1 pseudogene is annotated in these 602 nt (G+C 63.0%); it reads left to right on the top strand.

The annotated features are described in order from the left end of the window. Positions 1-280 (top strand): annotated as a pseudogene (locus tag RAD15_RS43420) (hypothetical protein); the annotation flags it as partial. Between the last annotated feature and the right edge of the window lie 322 nt (positions 281-602).

Raw genomic sequence — 602 nt, forward strand, 5'->3', positions numbered from 1 at the left:
TGCCCAGATCAATCGCCGCTCGGATAAACTTCGCCATGGACGGCTCCCCTCTTTGTGGCGCTCCGGCGACCACGTTTTGGCACTTGATGCCGTTCAGGTGGGGCCGTCCACAACATCATTGCGAGCGAAGCGAAGCAATCCAGAGCCTTTCCGCAGAGGGATTCTGGATTGCTTCGCTGCGCTCGCAATGACGGACTGTGGACATGGGCCGGTTCTCCAGATGACGATGTCATTCCCCGCGACCCGGCTACGCCAAGGCTTCGCCGAGGTTAAGGTCTAGGGGCGCCGAAGCTTTAGCGAAGGCGGCAGGCGGGGAATCCAGTAATCGCCGCCGTCTCGATTCCATCACAACCGCCGCGGCGTACTGGATCGCCCGGCCAAGCCGGGCGATGACCGTGCGTGTGGGTTAGCAGACACGCCTTCCCGTCCTCGCGGCGCATTTCGCCCGAGCTTTGCTTGGTCACTCGCCCCTCCAATCCAAGAGGGCGCAGGGAAGGCCGGGTGCCGGCTGGCACCCGCGGTCCGCTGCGCGAAAAGCACACGCAGAAAAACCGCACAGCAGCATACAGGTGTAGCCAATCACTCGGCCTTCCCTGCGCGAT

Source organism: Bradyrhizobium sp. 14AA (assembly GCF_054185205.1).